Origin of the sequence: Streptomyces sp. NPDC060232, assembly GCF_042726555.1 — a bacterium.
Classification (GTDB): domain Bacteria; phylum Actinomycetota; class Actinomycetes; order Streptomycetales; family Streptomycetaceae; genus Streptomyces.
This window is the reverse complement of the sequence record NZ_JBHXAG010000002.1, coordinates 270,947-288,406: the sequence shown is the minus strand read 5'-3', so window position 1 is coordinate 288,406 and position 17,460 is coordinate 270,947. Positions and strand designations below refer to the sequence as shown.

General features: G+C 71.8%; 17 protein-coding genes. 2 read left to right on the top strand and 15 right to left on the bottom strand.

Annotation, left to right across the window (positions count from 1 at the left end):
- Positions 1-4: 4 nt before the first annotated feature.
- The 4 genes from ACFWFZ_RS05080 to ACFWFZ_RS05065 all read right to left on the bottom strand — a co-directional run bounded on the left by ACFWFZ_RS05080 (position 5) and on the right by ACFWFZ_RS05065 (position 3,244).
- A complete protein-coding gene (locus ACFWFZ_RS05080; RefSeq protein WP_387116801.1) occupies positions 5-988 on the bottom strand; it encodes a methionine synthase in 984 nt (327 codons plus the stop codon).
- Positions 985-1,674 (bottom strand): SDR family oxidoreductase, encoded by a 690-nt coding sequence (locus ACFWFZ_RS05075; protein ID WP_387116798.1) that lies wholly within the window; start codon positions 1,672-1,674, stop codon positions 985-987. Before ACFWFZ_RS05075 ends, ACFWFZ_RS05080 begins: the two co-directional genes overlap by 4 nt.
- A 168-nt stretch (positions 1,675-1,842) precedes the next feature.
- Positions 1,843-2,187 (bottom strand): DUF1330 domain-containing protein, encoded by a 345-nt coding sequence (locus tag ACFWFZ_RS05070; protein ID WP_387116796.1) that lies wholly within the window; start codon positions 2,185-2,187, stop codon positions 1,843-1,845.
- Between the two features lie 88 nt (positions 2,188-2,275).
- Entirely contained in the window at positions 2,276-3,244 is a 969-nt protein-coding gene (locus tag ACFWFZ_RS05065) for a GlxA family transcriptional regulator (RefSeq protein ID WP_387116793.1), read from the bottom strand.
- Positions 3,245-3,347: 103 nt separating this feature from the next.
- On the opposite strand from ACFWFZ_RS05065, the gene ACFWFZ_RS05060 reads away from it, so the two are divergent.
- On the top strand, positions 3,348-4,271 hold the full coding sequence (locus tag ACFWFZ_RS05060) for an NADP-dependent oxidoreductase (RefSeq protein ID WP_387116790.1): 924 nt from the start codon (positions 3,348-3,350) through the stop codon (positions 4,269-4,271).
- A 114-nt stretch (positions 4,272-4,385) separates the two neighbouring features.
- On the opposite strand, the gene ACFWFZ_RS05055 is transcribed toward ACFWFZ_RS05060, so the two are convergent.
- Positions 4,386-4,574 carry a hypothetical protein gene (locus ACFWFZ_RS05055; protein WP_387116788.1) on the bottom strand — a complete coding sequence of 63 codons (189 nt, stop codon included), beginning with the start codon at positions 4,572-4,574 and terminating at the stop codon, positions 4,386-4,388.
- A 152-nt stretch (positions 4,575-4,726) separates the two neighbouring features.
- Positions 4,727-5,857 (bottom strand): tRNA 2-thiouridine(34) synthase MnmA, encoded by a 1,131-nt coding sequence (mnmA, locus tag ACFWFZ_RS05050; RefSeq protein ID WP_387116785.1) that lies wholly within the window; start codon positions 5,855-5,857, stop codon positions 4,727-4,729.
- Positions 5,858-5,926: 69 nt separating this feature from the next.
- Between mnmA and ACFWFZ_RS05045 the strand changes: the two genes are divergently transcribed.
- A complete protein-coding gene (locus ACFWFZ_RS05045; protein WP_387116782.1) occupies positions 5,927-6,592 on the top strand; it encodes an N-acetylmuramoyl-L-alanine amidase in 666 nt (221 codons plus the stop codon).
- Positions 6,593-6,608: 16 nt separating this feature from the next.
- Here the strand turns inward: ACFWFZ_RS05045 and ACFWFZ_RS05040 are convergent, their stop codons facing one another.
- The 9 genes from ACFWFZ_RS05040 to ACFWFZ_RS05000 all read right to left on the bottom strand — a co-directional run bounded on the left by ACFWFZ_RS05040 (position 6,609) and on the right by ACFWFZ_RS05000 (position 17,429).
- Positions 6,609-7,772, bottom strand: a complete 1,164-nt coding sequence (locus ACFWFZ_RS05040; protein ID WP_387116779.1) for a cysteine desulfurase family protein — start codon at positions 7,770-7,772, stop codon at positions 6,609-6,611.
- A 108-nt stretch (positions 7,773-7,880) separates the two neighbouring features.
- A complete protein-coding gene (locus tag ACFWFZ_RS05035; protein WP_387116776.1) occupies positions 7,881-8,735 on the bottom strand; it encodes a thioesterase family protein in 855 nt (284 codons plus the stop codon).
- Positions 8,736-8,782: 47 nt separating this feature from the next.
- Complete coding sequence (locus ACFWFZ_RS05030; RefSeq protein ID WP_387116773.1) at positions 8,783-9,439, bottom strand: trimeric intracellular cation channel family protein; 657 nt, start codon at positions 9,437-9,439, stop codon at positions 8,783-8,785.
- Positions 9,440-10,020: 581 nt separating this feature from the next.
- Positions 10,021-11,127, bottom strand: coding sequence for an ABC transporter ATP-binding protein (locus tag ACFWFZ_RS05025; RefSeq protein WP_387116770.1), 1,107 nt, complete (start codon positions 11,125-11,127; stop codon positions 10,021-10,023).
- A complete protein-coding gene (locus ACFWFZ_RS05020; protein WP_387116767.1) occupies positions 11,124-12,248 on the bottom strand; it encodes an ABC transporter ATP-binding protein in 1,125 nt (374 codons plus the stop codon). The genes ACFWFZ_RS05025 and ACFWFZ_RS05020 overlap by 4 nt, the downstream gene beginning before the upstream one ends.
- A complete protein-coding gene (locus ACFWFZ_RS05015; protein WP_387116764.1) occupies positions 12,245-13,243 on the bottom strand; it encodes an ABC transporter permease in 999 nt (332 codons plus the stop codon). The genes ACFWFZ_RS05020 and ACFWFZ_RS05015 overlap by 4 nt, the downstream gene beginning before the upstream one ends.
- Before the next feature lie 132 nt (positions 13,244-13,375).
- A complete protein-coding gene (locus tag ACFWFZ_RS05010; RefSeq protein WP_387116761.1) occupies positions 13,376-15,154 on the bottom strand; it encodes an ABC transporter substrate-binding protein in 1,779 nt (592 codons plus the stop codon).
- 74 nt (positions 15,155-15,228) lie between these two features.
- Entirely contained in the window at positions 15,229-16,224 is a 996-nt protein-coding gene (locus tag ACFWFZ_RS05005) for an ABC transporter permease (protein ID WP_387116758.1), read from the bottom strand.
- 464 nt (positions 16,225-16,688) lie between these two features.
- Complete coding sequence (locus ACFWFZ_RS05000; protein ID WP_376500018.1) at positions 16,689-17,429, bottom strand: enhanced serine sensitivity protein SseB C-terminal domain-containing protein; 741 nt, start codon at positions 17,427-17,429, stop codon at positions 16,689-16,691.
- Positions 17,430-17,460 lie beyond the last annotated feature (31 nt).

The following is a 17,460-nucleotide window of genomic DNA, read 5'->3' as shown; positions in this document are numbered from 1 at the left end:
ACCGTCACTCAGGGTTGTCGGCGAGCGACCTCGCCGCTCTGACGCAATGCGCCTGCGCCGCGCGGGCGTAGGCGGGCGAGGCACCTGCCAGACCGCACGAGGGGGTGACCACGACGGACTCCGCCAGAGTCCCCGGGGCCAGCCCCAGCCTGCGCCAGAGCTTCCTGACACCCATGACGCTACCGCCCGGGTCCGACAACGGGCCGTCGGTGCCCGGCACCACTCCGGCGAACAGCTTCGTACCGCCTTCGACGGCCTCCCCGACGGCGTCGTCCTCGCGCTCCGTGAGCAGCGAGAAATCGAACGACACCCCCGTGACGCCGGCCCGCCGCAGCAGGCCGAAGGGGACCTCCGGGGCGCAGGAGTGGACGATCACCTCACCGTCGTGGACGGCGAACACCTCGCGCAGCGCGCCCTCGACGACCTGCCGGTCCACGGCGCGGTAGGTGCGGTAGCCGCTCGCGGAGCGGACCCGTCCGAGCAGCACGGCCGTCAGGGACGGCTCGTCGAGCTGGAGCACGATCTCGGCGCCGGGGATCCGCCTGCGCACGTCGGCCAGGTGCTCGCGCAGGCCCTCGGCGAGCGATCCGGCCAGGTCCCGGCAGGCGCCGGCGTCCTGCAGCATCGCCTCGCCGCCGTGCAGCTCCAGGGCGGCGGCCAGCGTCCACGGCCCGACGGCCTGGACCTTGAGCCTGCCGGTGTAGCCCTGGGTGAACTCCTCCAGGGCGTCCAGGTCCTCGCCGAGCCAGGACCGGGCCCGGCGCGTGTCGCGGCCGGGCCGGTCGCTGATCCGCCAGCCGCTGGGCTCCACGTGCGCGTACATGTCGACGAGCAGCCCGGCCGAGCGGCCGATCATGTCCGCGCCGGGGCCGCGGGCGGGCAGCTCGGGAAGGTACGGGAAGTCCTCGAAGGAGCCGGTCGCGGTCTTCGCGGCCTCGCGGGCGTCGCCGCCGGGCAGCGAGCCGATGCCGGTCGCGCCCGCGCTCATCGGCCGGGCCTGACGGTCAGGTCGTTGACCTCGGCGTCGCGGGGCAGGTCGACGGCCATGACGATGGTGGTCGCCACCGACTCGGGGTCGATCCAGTCGGCGGGGTCGTACTCCTTGCCTTCCTGGGAGTGCACCTTGGCCTGCATGGGGCTGGCGGTGCGGCCCGGGTAGACGGAGGTGACGCGGATGCCGTTGGCCCGCTCCTCGGCGCGCAGCGAGTCGGCGAGGGCCTTCAGGCCGTGCTTGGAGGCGGCGTACGCGCTCCAGTCGGCGTGGGCGGTGAGGCCGGCGCCGGAGTTCACGAAGACGACGGTGGCCTTGGAGGCGCGCAGGGTGGGCAGCAGCAGCCGGGTCACCTCGGCGGGGGCGATCAGGTTCACGTTGAGCTGCTGGTGCCAGGTCTTGGGGCGCAGCTCCCCCACCGGTCCGAGGTCCACGATTCCGGCGATGTGCAGCAGCGAGTCGATGCGCTCGGGGATCGCCTGCTGGGAGAAGGCCCAGGAAAGCCGGTCGGGGTCGGCGAGGTCGCCCACGAGCGCCCGGGAGCCGGGGTAGCGCTCGACGAGCTGCTTGCCGCGGGCGGCGTCGCGGGCCAGGAGGACGAGGTCGTCGCCGCGGGCGTGCAGGCGGTTCGCGACGGCGGCGCCGATGCCGGAACCGGCGCCGGTGATCAGGTGAGTAGCCATGACGCCCATGCTCGCACCCCTGAGCGTGCCCTCGGCCCGAAGGGCGAGGTCAGGTGCCGACGGCCGCCGCGTGTGCCCGCTCCACGGCGGGGGCCACCGCGCCGTGGGAGGAGCGGTGGCGGGTGTGCCCCTCGGGGCCCGCGCTCACGAAGGTGGCCCGGTTGTCCGTCAGAGGCCGGCTTCGGCGCGCAGGCCCGCGGCCGTCTGTGAGGCGTCGTAGTCGGCCGGGACGCCCTCGACCAGGAAGGCCTCGCCCGCCATGTGGTTCGTGCGCAGCGGGAGGATGGCCTGGTAGGCGTCGGAGGCGTACCAGGCGCGGGCCCGTTCGATGTCGGGGAAGCCGATGACGACGACGGTGCCGGGGAAGGGGCCCTCCAGGACCTCGGGCTCCTTGCCGTGTACGAGGAAGCGGCCCCCGAAGGGGTCCATCGTCGACTGGATGGTCTCGATGTACGTGAGGATGTCCTCGTTCATCGTCTCGGGGCGTATGTGGGCGATGGCGTACGCGGTCATGGTCTGCTCCCCTGTCGACCGGCCCGCCGCTGCGGGCCGTTGACCCGATCCTGGCAGCGGGCGGCTCCGGTGGCGATTACCTCCGGGGTCATGCCGTGGCGGCGGGCTGGAAGGTGCGGCGGTAGGTGATGGGCGAGACGCCGAGCGCCGTCCGCATGTGCTGGCGAAGGGAACCGGCGGAACCGAAGCCGGCCCGGTGGGCGACCAGGTCGACCGGCAGGTCGCTGGACTCCAGCAAGTGGCGTGCGATCTCAAGGCGCTGGGAGGTGATCCACTGCACCGGGGTCATGCCGACCTCGTCGCGGAAGCGCCGGGTGAAGGTGCGCAGGCTCATCCGGGCGTGGGCGGCCAGTTCGGCCAGCGTGATCGGTTCGCAGAGGCGTTCCAGCGCCCACGCGCGGGTGGCGGTGGTGGTGGCCGCGGTGGGCTCGGGGACCGGCCGGTCGATGTACTGGGCCTGACCGCCGTCGCGCCAGGGCGGTACGACGCACAGCCGGGCGGCGCGGTTGGCCACGGCCGTGCCGTGGTCCTGGCGGATCATGTAGAGGCACAGGTCGACGCCGGCGGCCACGCCCGCCGAGGTGAGGATGTCGCCGTCGTCGACGAAGAGGACCTCCTCGTCGAGCCGGACGCGCGGGAAGCCGCGCTGGAACTCGGGCGCGTGCAGCCAGTGCGTGGTGGCGGCCCGGCCGTCGAGCAGCCCGGCGGCGGCGAGGACGTACGAGCCCGTGCACAGGGACACCAGCCGGGTGCCGGGTCTGATCGCGGCGAGGGCGTCGGCCAGCTCCCGCGGCAGGGGCGCTCCCTGCGCGAGCTCGTCCATGGCGTGCGTGGGTGTGATGATCACCGTGTCGGCCGCGGCGAGGGCCTCGGGGCCCGCCGCCACGCCCACGGTGAAGCCCGCGTCGCTGGTCACGGGCCGCCCGTCCGCGGTGCAGACGGTCAGCTCGTAGAGCCTGTTCCCCGCCTCGTCGCGGGCGTTGCCGAAGACCCGGGAGGGGATGCCGAGCTCGAACGGGGGGACGCCTTCGAGGGCCAGTACGGCAATCCGGTGCATGGCCAGATCCTGACACAGGGTGGCCGTCTGGCCAACACCATGGTCCGCTCCGGGCACCGAAGCTGGTGGCACAGCAGCACGAGACACATCCGAGGAGACACATATGCGCGCCGTCGTCGTCAGCCAGTGGGGCGGACCCGAGGTACTGACCGAGACCGAGCTGGACCGGCCGGAGCCGGGCATGGGCGAGATCCTGGTGCGCGTCCGCGCGGCCGGGGTGAACCCCGTCGACTGGAAGACCCGGGCCTCCGGCGCCCTGATCCCCTGGGGACCGGTCCCGCAGGTCGGATGGGACGTGTCCGGCACGGTCGAGGCCGTCGGACCGGGCGTGACCCTCTACCGGGCGGGCGACGAGGTGTACGGGATGCCCCGCTTCCCGCAGCAGGCCGGCGCCTACGCCGAGTACGTGACCGGTCCGGCCCGGCACTTCGCCCGCAAGCCCGCCTCGCTGGACCACGTGCAGGCGGCGGCCCTGCCGCTGGCGGCGCTGACCGCCTGGCAGGCGCTGGTGGACACCGCCGGGGTGGCGGCCGGGCAGCGCGTACTGGTGCACGCCGCGGCCGGCGGGGTCGGGCACCTGGCCGTGCAGATCGCCAAGGCCCGGGGGGCGTACGTGATCGGCACCGCGAGCGCGGGCAAGCACGGCCTGCTGCGCGAGCTCGGCGCCGACGAAGTGATCGACTACCGCACCACGGACTTCGAGGATGCCGTCACGGACGTGGACGTCGTGCTCGACGCCATGGGCGGGGACCACGGGCAGCGCTCGCTGAAGGTGCTGAAGCCGGGCGGCCACCTGGTGACCCTGCCCGGCCCGGACGGCATCCCGGCCGACACGCGGGGCGTGCGGGCCTCCTGGATCATCGTGGAGCCCGACCTGAAGGGGCTGGAGGAGATCGCGGCCCTGGTCGAACAGGGCCTGCTCAAGCCGCTGGTCGACACCGTGCTGCCGCTGGAGCAGGCCGCGAAGGCCCACGAGATCGGCGAGCGGGGCCGCACCACCGGCAAGATCGTCCTGACGGTGGCCTGACCCGGCCGGCCGACGCCCGGGCCCCCGAACCCCTGGACCGGCACGGGCGCGCCGCACCCCCGCCCCTGCCGAACCTCGGGCAGGGGCCGGGCGCGCGCCACCGCAGACCACTGCTCAGGCCGCGAGGGCGGCGGCCGCCGGGGGCGGGGGCGCGTCGGGCCCGCCCCTGCCCGCCTTCGGCTCGAACCAGATGGTCTTGCCGCCGCTCCACGCACGGTCCCCGGAACCGAGCGCGTACCGCTCGGGCCGGGATCGCGGCATCCGGACGGTCTTCACCTCCGTCGTGCCGACTCGGCCGTCCATGACGCCGGTCACCCGCAGACACGGAGGGACTGCCCGCGCGGTCCGGGCCCCGAGGAAGCCGACCGGCGTGACCGACCTCCCGGTGATGCGGGGCCGATGGTTCACCGCCCTGAGCGTTTGCGTACGGGTCATCCCTACCCGGCCCCTGAGGCTCAGACGGCGGCAGCGGCTCGCGTCGTCGTGGCGATGGTGGCGGAGCCGACCACGCGGGTGCCGTCGTAGAGCACGATCGCCTGGCCGGGGGCCACGCCGCGGACGGGCTCGGTGAAGGAGACGCGCAGCTCGCCGTCCACGACCTCGGCGAAGACCTCGGTCTCGCCGCCGTGGGCGCGCAGCTGGGCGGTGTAGGTGCCCGGGGCGGCGGCCGCAGCGCCGCACCAGCGGGGACGGATCGCGGTCAGGGCGCTGACGTCGAGGGCCTCGACCGGGCCGACGGTGACGGTGTTGTTCACCGGGGAGATGTCGAGGACGTAGCGCGGCTTGCCGTCGGGGGCCGGGTGGCCGATGCGCAGGCCCTTGCGCTGCCCGATGGTGAAGCCGAAGGCGCCCTCGTGGGTGCCGACCTTCTCGCCGGACTCGTCGACGATGTCGCCCTCGGCCTTGCCGAGGCGGTGCGCGAGGAAGCCCTGGGTGTCGCCGTCGGCGATGAAGCAGATGTCGTGGCTGTCGGGCTTCTTCGCGACGGCGAGGCCGCGGGCCTCCGCCTCGGCGCGGATCTCTTCCTTGGTGGTGAGGGTGTCGCCGAGCGGGAAGAGGGCGTGGGCGAGCTGCTTCTCGTCGAGGACGCCGAGGACGTACGACTGGTCCTTGGCCATGTCGCTGGCGCGGTGCAGCTCGCGGGAGCCGTCCTCCTTCAGGACGACGGTGGCGTAGTGGCCGGTGCAGACGGCGTCGAAGCCGAGGGCGAGGGCCTTGTCGAGCAGGGCCGCGAACTTGATCTTCTCATTGCAGCGCAGGCAGGGGTTCGGGGTGCGGCCAGCTTCATACTCGGAGATGAAGTCCTCGACGACGTCCTCGCGGAAGCGCTCGGCGAGGTCCCATACGTAGAAGGGGATGCCGATGACGTCGGCGGCGCGGCGGGCGTCGCGGGAGTCCTCGATGGTGCAGCAGCCGCGGGCGCCGGTCCGGAAGGACTGCGGGTTCGCGGAGAGCGCGAGGTGGACGCCGGTCACGTCGTGCCCGGCTTCGACCGCGCGGGCGGCGGCGACGGCGGAGTCCACTCCGCCGGACATGGCGGCCAGGACGCGAAGGGGGCGGTCGGTGCGCGGCAGGTTCTCAGTCATAGCACCGTCCAGGGTACGGGGGAACCGAGCGGGGTCACAGCGCGTTGTCGGGTCAGGGGGGTGGATCACATGACCGAGCAGGGTAAAGCGAGATCGAAGCCGAAGGGCCGCACGCGCAGGGTCGTGCTGTTCGGCGGGCTCGGGGTGGTCGCCGCGGCGGCGGTCGCGGGGCGGGACGAGATCAGCCGCGCCTGGTGGCTGATGCCGGGGGTGTCCAAGCCGCGCAAGGAGGGCGAGATCGACCACGCGGGCGCGGGGTGGACCGCGGCTTCCCCGGCGAACTGGCGGCTGGCGGACCGGCCCGACGACTACCGGGTGGACCGGATCGTCGTGCACGTCACGCAGGGCGGCTTCCAGTCGTCGGTGGACGCCTTCAAGAACCCGTGGCACAAGGCGTCGGCGCACTACATAGTCCGCGGCGACGGGCATGTGGAGCAGATGGTGCGCGAGCTGGACGTGGCCTTCCACGCCGGGAACCGTTCGATGAACGAGCGCAGTGTCGGCATCGAGCACGTCGGCTTCGTCGACCGTCCGAAGGACTTCACGGACGCCATGTACGCGGCCTCGGCGCGGCTGGCGGCCGACATCTGCCGGCGGTACGACTTTCCGGCGGACCGCAGGCACATCGTCGGGCACTCGGAGGTGCCCGGCGCCGATCACACGGACCCGGGCGACCACTGGGACTGGGACCGCTACATACGCATGGTCCGGGAGGCCCTGGCCGCTGCGGCCTGAGCCTCCCGGACGACGCTCAGCTGAGGCCCGCGGTCCGGGCCCGCTCCACCGCGGGGCCGATGGCCGCGGCCAGGGCGGCGACGTCCTCCTTGGTGGAGGTGTGGCCGAGGGAGAAGCGCAGGGTGCCGCGGGCCAGCTGCGGGTCGGTGCCGGCCGCCAGCAGGACGTGGCTCGGCTGGGCGACGCCCGCGGTGCAGGCCGAGCCGGTGGAGCACTCGATGCCCTGGGCGTCGAGCAGGAGCAGCAGGGAGTCGCCCTCGCAGCCGGGGAAGCTGAAGTGCGCGTTGGCCGGAAGCCGCTCTTCGGGGTCCCCTCCGAGGACGGCGTCGGGCACGGCCGCGCGGACGGCGGCGACCAGTTCGTCGCGCAGGGCGCCGATCTCGGCGGCGAACTGCTCGCGCCGCTCGGCGGCGAGTACGGCGGCCACCGCGAAGGCGGCCACGGCGGGCACGTCGAGGGTGCCGGAGCGGACGTGCCGCTCCTGCCCGCCGCCGTGCAGGACGGGTACGGGGCTCTGGTCTCGGCCGAGGAGCAGCGCTCCGATGCCGTAGGGGCCGCCGATCTTGTGGCCGCTGACGGTCATGGCGGCGAGGCCGCTGTCGCCGAAGCGGACGTCGAGCTGCCCGAAGGCCTGGACGGCGTCGGAGTGCAGCGGGATGCCGGCCTCCCGGGCGGTGGCGGCCAGTTCACGGACCGGCATGACGGTGCCGATCTCGTTGTTGGCCCACATGACGGTGGCCAGGGCGACGTCGTCGGGGTTGCGCTCGACGGCATCGCGGAAGGCGTCGGGGTGCACGCGCCCGTAGCGGTCGACGGGCAGGTAGTCGACCTGGGCGCCCTCGTGCTCGGCGAGCCAGTGCACGGCGTCGAGGACGGCGTGGTGCTCGACGGGGCTGGCGATAACCCGGGTCCGGGCGGGGTCGGCGTCGCGCCGGGCCCAGTAGAGGCCTTTGACGGCGAGGTTGTCGGCCTCCGTGCCGCCGGCGGTGAAGACCACCTCGCTGGGGCGGGCGCCGATCGCCTCGGCGAAGGCCTCGCGGGCCTCCTCGACGGTACGGCGGGCCCGGCGGCCGGCGGCGTGCAGGGAGGAGGCGTTCCCCGTGGCGGCGAACTGCGCGGTCATCGCCGCGGCGGCCTCCGGCAGCATGGGGGTGGTGGCGGCGTGGTCGAGGTAGGCCATGATCCCCCGATTCTACGAGCCCGCCCGGGCCCCTCCGCCCGGTGGGACCCGATCCGGCCGGGGCGAGGGGGCCCTGCCCGCCCCGCCGCTCCCCGGCCGGGCGGCTCGTCACATGCGCAGGGCTCGCGCCAGCTGGCGGGACTGCGCGACCAGGTGGTCGGTGGAGTCCCAGACCTCGGCGTCCTCCTCCAGGAAGCCGCCGGCGAGGTTGCGGGTGGTGATGGAGATCCGCAGCGGGCCGGGGGCCGGTCGGCGGCGGATGTGCGTGGTGAGCTCCACGGTCGGGGTCCAGGCCACCAGGCCGAGGTCGAAGGCGGTCGGAGGCAGCGCGTCCACCGCGAGGAGCAGGGAGAGCGGGTCGGCGTCGCGACCGTCGGCCAGCTCGAACCAGGCCCGCATCTCGCCCTTGCCGGAGGGCGCGCCGACGGCCCAGCCCGCGGTCGCCGGGTCCAGGCGCAGCCGGAGCCGGTCCACGATGGCGGAGCTGCCGGGGATCGGCGCGGGGCCGGCCTCCGGGCCGAGGCAGTTCTCGTAGGGGGGCATGAGCGGCGGTACCGCGACCGTCCGCACGTCGTCCGGGAGGGCGGCGAGGTCGCCGTAGGAGGCGAGGACGCGGATCCGTTCGACCTCGTTGCCGTGCTCGTCGTACTGGAAGAGCGAGGCCTGGCCGGTGGAGAGGGTGCGGCCGACCCGGACCACCTCGGTGCGGATCACGGCGGGGCCGGGCACGGAGGAGGTCAGGTAGTGCGCGGACACCGTGAAGGGGTCCGGGTGCGGGAGGGCCGCCGACAGGGCCCGGCCGACCAGGGCCAGCAGGTATCCGCCGTTGACTGCGGCGATGATCGTCCAGCCGGCGGAGAGCTCCGCGTCGTAGACACCGGGTTCGCCCGCACGCTCGGTGATGGCGGTGTCGCGGTCGAACTCGCTGTCGCCGATGGATGCCTGGGCAGCTGCATATGACATGGAACGACGGTACACCCGCTTACTACTAAGCGGTAGCTTTCCATTCGTTACGGCTCTTCGGCCACCGAGGAGCGCCGATTCCAGGCCAGCGGCGCCCGCCAGTGGTAGCGCATGGCCAACAGCCTGAGGACGAACGTGGTGACGATCGCCAGGGCGGTGGTGACGCCGTTGAGGGAGTCCAGGGCGATGGAGACGGCGACCATCGCGGCGCCGACGGTGGCGGGCACGGCGTACATCTCGCGGTCGCGCAGCAGCGAGGGCACCTCGTTGACCAGCACGTCGCGCAGTACGCCGCCGCCGACGGCCGTGGCGAGGCCCAGGGCGGCGGACGCGGTCAGGCCGAGGCCGTACTCGTAGGCCTTGGTCGTGCCGGTCACGCAGAACAGCGCGAGGCCGGCGGCGTCGAAGACGTTGATGGCCCGGTTGATCCGCTGGACCTCGGGGTGCAGGAAGAAGACGAGCGCGGCGGCGATCAGCGGGGTGACGAAGAAGCTGAGCTCACCGAAGGCGGCCGGCGGGACGGCGCCGATGACCAGGTCGCGGAAGAGGCCGCCGCCGAGGGCGGTGACGAGGGCGAGCACGGCGATGCCGAAGACGTCGAAGTTCTTGCGGACGGCGAGCAGGGCGCCCGAGGTGGCGAAGACGAAGATGCCGGCGAGGTCCAAGGCATGCTGGACCCCGGGCGGGAAGAGATCGTGGAGCACGGGGCCATTGTCGCCTGCGGCGGGCTCGGCGGAATGCGGGGCTCCGCCGCCGCGGCCGGGTGCGGGTCGAGGACTCGGGGCTGTGCCCCGGACCCCGCGCCTCAAACTCCCCCAGCTGCCGCTGGGAGGGCCCCCGGGCGAGGCTGGGTCTGGTCGGCAGGCTCGGCGGAATCTGCGACTCCGGCCACGGCGTGTGGATGCCGTACGGGGCGCCTGCGGCGGGCTCGGCAGGATGCGGGGCTCCGCCGCCGCGGCCGGGTGCGGGTCAAGACCGGGGCTCCGCCGCCGGGTGCGGTCAAGACTGAGGCTCCGCGGCCGGGTGCGGGCCGAGACCGAGGCTCCGCCGCCGCGGCCGGGTGCGGGTCAAGACCGGGGCTCCGCCGCCGCGGCCGGGTGCGGTCAAGACTGAGGCTCCCGCCGGGTGCGGGCCGGGACCCGGGCTCCGCCGCCGGGTGCGGGTCAAGACCAGGGCCCCGCCGCCGCGACCGGGACCGGGCTCCGCGCCTCGAACGCCTGCGGGGCTGGGTTCGCCGGGCCGGATGTGCGGGCGGGCCGGAACGGCCCGGCCGCACATCCGGGTCCTACTCCGTCGCCTTCGTGACCGCGTCCGCCGCGCCGGGGAGGGGCTTGTCGCCCGGGGCCTGGTCGGGGGCGTTCTCCGGGTGGTGGCAGGCCACCTGGTGGCCGGTCTTCAGCGCCAGCAGCGGCGGTTCCTGCGTCGCGCAGATCTGCGTCGCCTTCCAGCACCGCGTGTGGAAGCGGCAGCCGCTCGGCGGCGAGATCGGGGACGGCACGTCGCCCTTGAGCAGGATGCGGCCGCTCTTGGCGCCCCGCCGCCTCGGGTCCGGCACCGGCACCGCCGACATCAGGGCCGCCGTGTACGGGTGCATCGGCTCCCCGTACAGCGACTTGTTGTCGGCGAGCTCGACGATCTTGCCGAGGTACATCACCGCGATGCGGTCGGAGACGTGCCGGATGACCGACAGGTCGTGCGCGATGATCACGTAGGTGAGGCCGAGCTCCTCCTGGAGATCGTCCAGGAGGTTGACCACCTGGGCCTGGATCGAGACGTCCAGCGCCGAGACGGGCTCGTCCGCGACCACCAGCTTCGGCTTCAGTGCCAGGGCCCGCGCGATGCCGATGCGCTGGCGCTGGCCGCCCGAGAACTCGTGCGGGTAGCGGTTGTAGTGCTCGGGGTTGAGGCCGACGAGCGACAGCAGCCGCTGGACCTCCGCCTTGAGCCCGCCCTCCGGGGTGACGCTCTGCAGCTTGAACGGGGCGCTGACGATGGTGCCCACCGTGTGGCGCGGGTTCAGCGAGCCGTAGGGGTCCTGGAAGATCATCTGTACGTCGCGGCGCAGCGGGCGCATGCCCGCCACCCCCAGGTGCGTGATGTCCTTGCCCTCGAACTCGATCGTGCCGCTGCTCGGTTCGAGCAGCCGCGTGATCAGCCGGCCCATGGTCGACTTGCCGCAGCCGGACTCGCCGACGATGCCGAGGGTCTCACCGCGCCGGACGTCGAAGTCGAGGCCGTCGACGGCCTTGACCGCGCCGGCCTGCCTGCGCAGCAGCCCCTTGGTGATGGGGAAGTGCTTGGTCAGGCCGGTGACCCTGAGCAGCGGCTCGGGAGAGTCGGTGGCCTGCGCCGGAAGGGTGACGGCCGGATCCGTCTTCTGGGTGTCGGTCACAGCTTCGGCGCAATCTCTTCGGTCCAGATCCGGGTCCGCTCCTCCTGCGACATGTGGCAGGCGGACCAGTGGCGGGTCCCGCCGGGCCCGGTGTCGTCCGGCGCCGTGAGCTCGGGGCGCACGGTGCGGGTGACGTTGCCCTTGGGCACGTCGGCGTACGGGCAGCGCGGGTTGAAGGCACAGCCGCTCGGGATGTTGATGAGGCTGGGCGGCGAGCCCTTGACCGGGATGAGGCGCTCGGTCTGCTCGCGGTCGATGCGCGGCATCGAGCCCAGCAGGCCCCAGGTGTAGGGGTGCCGGGGCTCGTAGAAGACCTTCTCGGCGGTGCCCCGCTCGACGCAGCGGCCGCCGTACATCACGAGGAGTTCGTCGGCCATCTCGGCGACCACGCCGAGGTCGTGCGTGATCATGATGACCGCGGAGCCGAACTCCTTCTGCAGGTCCCGGATCAGGTCGAGGATCTGGGCCTGGACGGTGACGTCCAGGGCGGTCGTCGGCTCGTCCGCGATGAGCAGTTCGGGGTTGTTGACGAGCGCCATCGCGATCATCGCGCGCTGGCGCATGCCTCCGGAGAACTCGTGCGGGTAGCTGTCGAACCGCTTGTGCGGCTCGGGGATGCCGACGCGGTCGAGGAGCTCGACGGCCCGCTTGCGGGCGGCCTTCTTGTCGACCTTGTGGTGGACCCGGTACGCCTCGGAGATCTGCTTGCCGACGGTGAAGTACGGGTGCATCGCGGACAGCGGGTCCTGGAAGATCATCGCGATCTCCCGGCCGCGGAGCCTGCGCACCTCGTCCTCGTCCGCGGAGAGCAGCTCCTTGCCGTCGAGCCAGATCTCGCCGGAGATCCGGGCCCGCTGGCGGCCGTACTGGCCCACCCGGTGCAGGCCCATGATGCCCAGCGAGGTCACCGACTTGCCGGATCCGGACTCACCCACGATGCCGAGGGTCTTGCCCTTCTCCAGGGTGAAGGAGAGGCCGTCGACCGACTTGACCAGGCCGTCCTCGGTCGGGAAGTGCACCTTGAGGTCGCGGACCTCCAGGAAGGCGGTGGAGGGCGGCGACCCGTCGTAGGGCTGGTGGGGCGCCACGGTCTCTCCGGTCTTGGTCGTCCGGTCGGTCATGACAGCCTCACTCGGGGGTCGATCACCGCGTACAGGAGGTCAACGATGAGGTTCGCGGCGACGACGAAGAACGCGGAGATCAGGGTGATGCCCAGGATGACCGGGAGGTCGTGCTCGCTGATGGCGCGCACCGCGCTGTAGCCCAGGCCGTGCAGCGAGAACGTGTACTCGGTCAGGACCGCGCCGCCCATCAGGGCGCCGAGGTCGAGGCCCAGGACCGTCAGGATCGGCGTCATCGTCGAGCGCATGGCGTGCTTGCCGATGACGACGGGTTCCGTCAGGCCTTTGGCGCGGGCGGTGCGGATGTAGTCCTCGTTGAGGACTTCGAGCATGGTCGCGCGGGTGAGCCGCGCGTACATCGCCGCGTAGAGGAAGGCGAGCGAGACCCACGGCAGGACCATGCCGTTGAACCACTTGGCCGGATCGTCGGCGAAGGTCGCCTCCGGCCGTCCGAACCAGCCCAGCTGGTCGGAGAAGAGGGCGAGGACGAGCATGCCCGTGAAGTAGATGGGGAGGGAGACGCCGGCGAGGGCGACGCCCATGGCCGAGCGGTCCAGGACCGTGCCGCGCTTGAGGGCGGAGACGACGCCGGTGGCGACACCGCCGGCCACCCAGAGCACGACGGCGCCCAGGGCGAGGGAGAGCGTGACCGGCAGCCAGTCCAGCAGCAGCGGCCAGACCTCCTGCTCGGTCTTGAACGAGTATCCGAAGCAGGGCGCGGCGCATTGCGTGACGTCGGAGCCGTTGGCGTACGTGCGACCCGCCACCAGCCCGACGACGAACTTGCCGAACTGGACGAGGATCGGGTCGTCGAGACCCATCTTCTGCCGGATGCCTTCGATGGCGATGGGGTCGGACTGCTTGCCCACGAAGTACAGGGCAGGGTCCGTCCCGATCAGCTTCGGGAAGAGGAAGAAGATTCCGAAGGTCACCAAGGTGATGACCAGCAGCATGACGAGGACGGCGAAGATCCGTCGGATGAGGTATGCAAGCACTGCGCTCGGCCTGGCTGCGGCCCGGGGGCGCCCTCTTGCGGAGAGCGCCCCCAAGCCGTAACCGCGGCCATCACCTGCCCTTCGTGCCTAGCGGGTGTGGCACTGGAACACTGGAACTGGACTGATGGACCGTTACTTCACGACACCGAGGGACGCGTAGTCGTAGCGGCCGTTGTAGGCGTCGGTGGTGTAGGCGTTCGTCAGCCGGCTGCTGCGCCAGGTGATCGTCTTGTCGTAGACGAAGGGCAGGTAGACCGCGGCCTCGGAGACCTTCTGGTTCATCTGCTTGTAGATGTCGCCGGCCTTGGCCGGGTCGGTCTCCGCGATGGCCTGGTCGAACAGGCTGTTGATGGCCGGGTCGTTCAGCTCGGAGAAGTTGTTGTTACCGCTCTGCAGGATGAAGCGGCCGTCGACCAGCGGCTGCGAGAAGCCCTGTCCGGTCGGGAAGTCGGCGCCCCAGCCCATGATGATGATGCCGTAGCCCTTCTCCTTGACGACCTTCGGCGAGCCGATGATGCCGGAGGTCTGGGCGCCGTCGAACTGGTCGACGTCGGCCTCGATGCCGACCTGCTTCAGGGCGTTCTGGAGGGAGACGGCCGTGGCGACCTCGACCGGCTTGTTGTTGCGGACGGCGATGGTGGTCTTGAAGCCGCTCTCCTTGCCGCAGGCCTTGAGGGCCTCCTTGGCCTTGTCGAGGTTCGGCTTGCCGTCGTTCTTCAGGACCTCGTACGGGTCGTACTTGGCGTCCGAGCCCTTGATGCCCAGCGGGAGCATGTTGGGGGCGATGTCGCCACCGGCCTGCGGGCCGCCGCGGGCGGTCTGCAGGGACTTCTTGTCGGCCGCGTAGATGACGGCCTTGCGGCACTCGATGTTGTCGAACGGCGCGACGGTCTGCGGCATGACCGCGTACCGGATGAAGCCGGTCTGGCCGTTGTCGAGGTTGCCCTTGTGCTCCTTCAGCGCGGTGGCGCGGGCCGCCTGGCCGATGCCGGTCGCGTTGATGTCGAGGTCGAACTCGCCGTTCATCAGGCGCTTGTCCATGTCGTCCGCGTTCGCCATGAACGTGACCGAGATGGTGTCCGGGAGCGCCTTGCGGATGGTGTCCGACTCGGGCTTGTAGTTCTCGTTGCGCGAGAGCTTCATGCTCTTGTTCGGCTCGTACGAGTCGATCTTGTACGGGCCGTTCGAGAAGGGCTTGAGGCCGTACTTGGCGGCCGTGTCCTTGTCCTGCTTGACCGGGCTCGCCGCCGGCATCGCCAGCATCTGCTCGAAGTCGCCGTTGGGCGTCGGGAGCTTGAAGATGATGGTCTTCGCGTCCGGCGTCTCGATCGCCTTCAGGCCGAGCTTGTCCGGAGCGGTGTCCTTGTACGGGCCGGGGTACTCGGCCTTCGGGTCGAGGACCTGCTGGAGGTAGACCGGACCGCCGGAGATGACGTCCTGCGCCCAGGTGCGCTCGATGCCGTACTTGATGTCCTGGGCGGTGACGGGCGAGCCGTCCTCCCAGGTCACGTTGTCCTTGAGGGTGTACTTGTAGGTCTTGCCGCCGTCGCTGATCTCGGCCTTGGCGGTGGCGAGGTCGGGGACGAGCTCGGTGCTCTCCTTGCCGGGCCCGGGCTTGAAGCTGATCAGCTGACGCGTGTAGTAGCGGGAGAAGTCCCACATGAAGCCGTAGTAGCCGCGCTGCGGGTCCCACGAGTCGGCGTCCTGGGTGCCGACGAACTTCAGCTCGCCGCCCTTCTTGTCCGACGCGTTGGCGACCTTCTCGATGCCCGCGTTGAAGCCACTGCCGGAGGTGGCGGCCTTGTCGTCCTTCTTGTCGGCCCCGCCACAGGCGGTCGCGGTGAGCATGGCCGCGAGCACGACGGCCGTGCCGGCGGCAAGTCTGCGCTTCGACGTGCGATGGGTAGTCACGATGCTCGCAACCCTCCGTTGTAGTTCCGGTGTACGTACGGCACGAGGCCGGTCCTTGGTTTGCCCTGCGGTGGCTAGCGGGAGCCCTTCGGGTCGAGTGCGTCGCGGACGCCGTCGCCGAAGAGGTTGAAGGCCAGCACGGTGATGAAGATCGCTACGCCGGGGAAGATCATGAAGAGCGGATCGTCCTCGTAGGTGCGCACGGCCGTGGCGAGGGTCTCCCCCCAGGACGGCGTGGGCGGCTTGACGCCGACTCCGAGGAAGCTGAGGGCCGCCTCGGTCAGCACGTTGGTGGGGATCATCAGCGTCGCGTAGACGGTGATGGGCGCCACCAGGTTCGGGAGCAGTTCGCGGAAGAGGATGTAGAAGCGGCCCGCGCCGAGGCTGCGTGCGGCCTCGACGTACTCGCGCTCGCGCAGGGAGAGGGTCTGGCCTCGGACGATCCGGCCGATGTAGGGCCAGCCGAAGAAGCCGATCACCAGCACCAGGACGGCGATGCGCAGGCCCGAACCCTCGAAGCCCCAGAGCTTGTTGGGGATGACGGAGATCAGCGCGATGATGAAGAGCAGCTGCGGGAAGGCCAGCAGCAGGTCCATGACCCGGCTGATCGCCGCGTCGACCCAGCCGCCGAAGTAGCCGGCGACGATGCCGAAGAAGGTGCCCAGCGAGACCGCCACGAAGGCGGACAGGAAGGCCACCAGCAGCGAGATCCGGGCGCCGTAGACGATGCGACTGAAGACGTCGCGGCCGTTGACCGGTTCGACGCCGAGCAGGAAGTCGCTGCTCATGCCGCCCCAGTCGCCGAGCGGGAGGCCCAGCAGCGGGTCGAGCAGGTCCTCGTGCAGTTCCTCCGGCGGATGCCCGAGGGCCTTGACGATCAGCGGCGCGAAGATCGCGACGATGATCAGCAGCAGCACGATGACACCGCCGGCCAGCGCGACCTTGTCGCGCTTGAGGCGCAGCCAGGCGATCTGCCACGGCGAGCGCCCCTCGATCGCCTGGTGCGGAACATCGGGGGCGGCCACGGCCGCGGGCTCGGCCGCGCTGGTGTCGTGCAGTGGTGCCGTCATCGTGGTGGGGACCCCTCTCGGCCGACGGTGGCCGGCCCATGCCCGCCGCTGTGGCGGCTTGGTTCAATCGGCGTCGCTGGTGGTGCGATTGGCGAGAAATGTGCCGGAAGTGCACGTGAAGAGCTGGTGCTTGCGAGATGGACCGGCCTTCGGTGGGGGGAGTCTTCAACGCCCTCTCAATCGCCCGCCAGACCCCCCGGGGATGTGATGCGCAACCGTGATCTGCGCCTACACCTTCCGTTATCCGAACCGCCAGACCTGTTGAGCGGTGAAACACCGCAGGTTCGGCGCGGAACGGACATCCGACCCAACTGCCCTTTCGGGCATGAATCTTGGGTGTATTCAGCGGATACGCCAAAGGCCGCACCGATATGTCCGGTGCGGCCTTCGAGACGGATGTCTCGATATGCGAATGTCGTGCGGGAGCGCCCGGCGGGTCTGCGGGACGCCCTGGCGGGGCCGGGTCAGTACGCCGGCGCCTGGCCCTCGCGGTCGTAGAAGGGGCGCGTCTGCGCCCGCAGCCACATCGCCACGGGATCGTGCTCGTCCGCCAGCGCGACCGTGCACACCGGGACGCCCTCGGGGACCGCCCCGACCGACTGGCGCATCATCTCCCGTACGGATTCCAGCGCGGGCGCGGAGGCGTCGTACAGGTCGAGCCCGACCGCGAGGTAGGGGGACCCGAGCGCCGGCTGCACCCAGGCGCGGCGCAGCGACCGTACGGCCGGGGTGCGGTGCGCGTGCTGGGTCAGCAGCCCGTAGAACTGGGGGAGCTCGATGCTGGGCTCGGACAGCCGCAGGGGGCCCGCCGGCATCCGGTCCAGGCCGGTCGCGATGCGGCGCAGGTCCGCCCACGGGATGCCGAGGCCGCCGCCCTGGGCGTGCGGGTTGAGCCACAGGCCCCAGCGGTCCGGGTAGAGGGCGCGGGCGATGTCGCGCCCGGTGACCACCTCGTAGCCCCGGTTCCAGCCGCTCGCGGCCAGCTCCTGGGGGGAGGTGACGCAGGGCGCGTAGCCGAGGCCGTCGACCTCCATGCCGCCGTACTGGGCGTCCGGGGACCCCGGCTGCCCCTGCCAGAGCAGCAGCCACAGCCGGCCCTCGGAGAGGGCGTGCAGCAATGACTCGTAGCTCTCGTAGCGCCCGGGGGTCACCTGGCGCATCATGTGCTCGACCTGCCCGGCCGCGGCCGTGCCTGACGCACTCACCCGGTACCCCTCTTCGTCCGCCCGTCGCTCC

Coding starts and splice junctions, on each gene's coding strand:
- ACFWFZ_RS05040 (WP_387116779.1), bottom strand. CDS start 7,772: ATGGCCTACCTCGACCACGCCGCCACCACCCCCATGCTGCCGGAGGCC.
- ACFWFZ_RS05045 (WP_387116782.1), top strand. CDS start 5,927: ATGACCGAGCAGGGTAAAGCGAGATCGAAGCCGAAGGGCCGCACGCGC.
- ACFWFZ_RS05005 (WP_387116758.1), bottom strand. CDS start 16,224: ATGACGGCACCACTGCACGACACCAGCGCGGCCGAGCCCGCGGCCGTG.
- ACFWFZ_RS05080 (WP_387116801.1), bottom strand. CDS start 988: ATGAGCGCGGGCGCGACCGGCATCGGCTCGCTGCCCGGCGGCGACGCC.
- ACFWFZ_RS05075 (WP_387116798.1), bottom strand. CDS start 1,674: ATGGCTACTCACCTGATCACCGGCGCCGGTTCCGGCATCGGCGCCGCC.
- ACFWFZ_RS05065 (WP_387116793.1), bottom strand. CDS start 3,244: ATGCACCGGATTGCCGTACTGGCCCTCGAAGGCGTCCCCCCGTTCGAG.
- ACFWFZ_RS05035 (WP_387116776.1), bottom strand. CDS start 8,735: ATGTCATATGCAGCTGCCCAGGCATCCATCGGCGACAGCGAGTTCGAC.
- ACFWFZ_RS05020 (WP_387116767.1), bottom strand. CDS start 12,248: ATGACCGACCGGACGACCAAGACCGGAGAGACCGTGGCGCCCCACCAG.
- ACFWFZ_RS05055 (WP_387116788.1), bottom strand. CDS start 4,574: ATGGACGGCCGAGTCGGCACGACGGAGGTGAAGACCGTCCGGATGCCG.
- mnmA (WP_387116785.1), bottom strand. CDS start 5,857: ATGACTGAGAACCTGCCGCGCACCGACCGCCCCCTTCGCGTCCTGGCC.
- ACFWFZ_RS05060 (WP_387116790.1), top strand. CDS start 3,348: ATGCGCGCCGTCGTCGTCAGCCAGTGGGGCGGACCCGAGGTACTGACC.
- ACFWFZ_RS05070 (WP_387116796.1), bottom strand. CDS start 2,187: ATGACCGCGTACGCCATCGCCCACATACGCCCCGAGACGATGAACGAG.